This is a genomic window from Intrasporangium sp. (assembly GCF_032907665.1).
Taxonomy (GTDB): domain Bacteria; phylum Actinomycetota; class Actinomycetes; order Actinomycetales; family Dermatophilaceae; genus Intrasporangium.
The window spans coordinates 3,458-6,072 of sequence record NZ_JAJJPG010000173.1 but is presented as its reverse complement, the minus strand read 5'-3'; the positions used below and the strand labels follow the sequence as shown (position 1 = coordinate 6,072).

Genomic DNA, 2,615 nt, shown 5'->3' with positions numbered 1-2,615 from the left:
CTGGCGCAGCCGGAACCGCTGGACCTTGCCCGTCGACGTCCGGGGGAGCGCCTCGATGAACTCGATGGAGCGGGGGTACTTGTAGGGCGCGATGACGCCCTTGACGTGGTCCTGGATCTCCTTGACCTTCGCCTCGCGGGCCGCCTCGTCCGCGACCGACTCGAGGCCGTCCTTGAGGACGACGAACGCCTTGATGATGTGGCCCCGTGCGTCGTCCGGTGCTGACACGACGGCGCACTCGAGGACGTCGGGCTCGGTGACGATGGCCTCCTCGACCTCGGGCCCGCTGATGTTGTAGCCGGAGGTGACGATCATGTCGTCGTTGCGGGCGTGGTACCAGAAGTAGCCGTCGGCGTCGCGCGTGAACGTGTCACCGGTGACGTTCCAGCCGTTCTGGACGTAGACGGTCTGGCGCTCGTCGGCGAGGTAGCGGCAGCCCGTCGGCCCCTTGACCGCGAGGCGGCCCGGCTCCCCGTCGGGCACGTCGTCGCCGAACTCGTCGACGATCTTGGCGCGGTAGCCGGGGACCGGCTTGCCGGTCGACCCGGGCCGGATCTCGTCGTCGGACGAGCCGATGAAGATGTGCAGCATCTCGGTCGACCCGATCCCGTCGATGAGCTCGACGCCGGTGGCCTCCTTGAAGGCGTGCCAGGTGGCCTTCGGGAGGTGCTCGCCGGCGGAGACGCCGCGGCGCAGCGTGTGGATCTGGGCAGCCTTGCCCGACGTGAGCATGGCGCGGTAGGCGGTCGGCGCCGTGAAGCAGATGGTGACGCCGTGGGCCTCGATGTGGGCGGCGAGCTCGTCGGGGGTGGCCTTCTCGATGAGCAGGGTGCTCGCGCCGACCCGGAGCGGGAAGACGACGAGGCCGCCGAGCCCGAAGGTGAAGGCGATCGGCGGGGTTCCCGTGAAGACGTCCTCACTCGTCGGCTTGAGGACGTAGCGCGAGAAGGTGTCGGCGTTGGCGAGGACGTCGCGGTGGAAGTGCATCGTCGCCTTGGGCCGCCCCGTCGTGCCCGAGGTGAAGGCGAGCATCGCGACGTCGTCGGCTGCGGTGTCGACCGGGGTGAAGTCCGGGCTCTTCCCGGCGGACGTCCGGGTGAGGTCGTCGTCGCCGTCGCCACCGTGGACGAGGGTCCGCAGGCCCGGGATCTCGGCGGCGCGCAGGTCGTCGACGAAGCGGACGTCGCAGATGGCCAGGTCGAAGTGGCCGATCTCGCCGATCGTGGCGAGCTCCTTGGGCCGCAGCAGCGGCATCGTCGGCACGACGACCGCGCCGGCCCGGAGCACCGCGAACCAGCAGGCGACGAGCCACGGGTTGTTGGGGGCGCGAAGGAGCACGCGGTTGCCGGGGACCAGCCCGTGGTCCTCGACGAGGAGATTGGCGATCTGGTTGGCCCGGGTGCGCAGCTCGCCGTAGGTCCACGCCGTGCCGTCGGGAGCGCGCAGGCAGGGGCGGTCGGCTCCCATCTCGTCGATGATGCGGTCGAGCAGCTCGACGCCGCAGTTCAGCCGGTCGGGGTAGTGGACCTCCGGAACCTCGAAGATGAACTCTGGCCACTGGTCCTGCGGTGGAAGGTTGTCCCGGCAGAAGGTGTCGACGTGGGCGGAGGGGGTGAGCTCCATGGCAGAACCGTATGGAGTGTTTCTCACGACCGTCAAGAGTTCGTCATGTCTCGCGCGGTGTCGGCGGTCCGGCGCTAGGCTCCAACCGTGACCGTCACCGACCTGACCGACGAGGTCAACGTCAGCCCGGCCGCCGCCCGCCCGCGCGCCCTCATCGTCAGCGTCTACGGGCTCTATGCCCGTGAGGTCGGAGGGTGGATCAGCGTCAGCTCGCTCATCCGCATGATGGTGCGGCTCGGGGTCGAGGAGGCGGCCGTCCGGTCGTCGATCTCGCGGCTCAAGAGGCGGGGGATCCTCGAGGCGGAGCGCGTCAACGGCAGTGCGGGCTACGCACTGTCGTCAGAGGCGCGACAGATCCTCGACGACGGTGACCGGCGCATCTTCGAGCGACGCCGGGCGACCCTCGCCGACGGCTGGGTGCTCGCGGTCTTCTCCGTCCCCGAGTCCGAGCGCCGGCAACGCCACCTGCTCCGGTCGCGGCTGTCCTGGCTCGGATTCGGCACGGTCGGCAACGGGGTCTGGATCGCCCCGGGCCACCTCGAGGCCGAGACCCGGTTCGCTCTGGAGCGGCACGGGCTGTCCTCCTATGTCGACCTGTTCCACGCCTCCTACCGGGGCTTCGCGGACCTGCACTCCGAGGTCCGGTCGTGGTGGGACCTCGACAGCCTCGACGCGCTCTACCGCCAGTTCGACGAGGCGCATGCTCCCGTGCTCCACGCGTGGCGGCAGCGTCGACGCAAGGACGACGAGGGCGAGGCGTTCGCCGACTACGTGCGGGCCCTCACGGCGTGGCGCCGCCTGCCCTATCTCGACCCCGGCCTCGCGTCCGAGCTGCTGCCCCGCGACTGGATGGGCGCGCGGGCGGCCGACACGTTCTTCGCGCTCCGTCGCCGGCTCGAGGCGCCGGCCCACCGCTTCGTCGAGCAGATCCGCGCCCGCTGAGCCGAGCAGGTCCGCACCCGCCCCCGTCGAGTGGCCCCAAAAGCCGGGCT

2 protein-coding genes are annotated in these 2,615 nt (G+C 70.6%); one reads left to right on the top strand and one right to left on the bottom strand.

Annotated elements, in window-relative coordinates; genetic code table 11:
- On the bottom strand, positions 1–1,623 hold a 1,623-nt coding region (locus LOY02_RS17310; protein WP_317183617.1), incomplete at its 3' end, for an AMP-binding protein.
- Positions 1,624–1,710: 87 nt separating this feature from the next.
- Between LOY02_RS17310 and LOY02_RS17305 the strand changes: the two genes are divergently transcribed.
- Positions 1,711–2,565 (top strand): PaaX family transcriptional regulator C-terminal domain-containing protein, encoded by an 855-nt coding sequence (locus tag LOY02_RS17305; RefSeq protein ID WP_317183616.1) that lies wholly within the window; start codon positions 1,711–1,713, stop codon positions 2,563–2,565.
- Positions 2,566–2,615 lie beyond the last annotated feature (50 nt).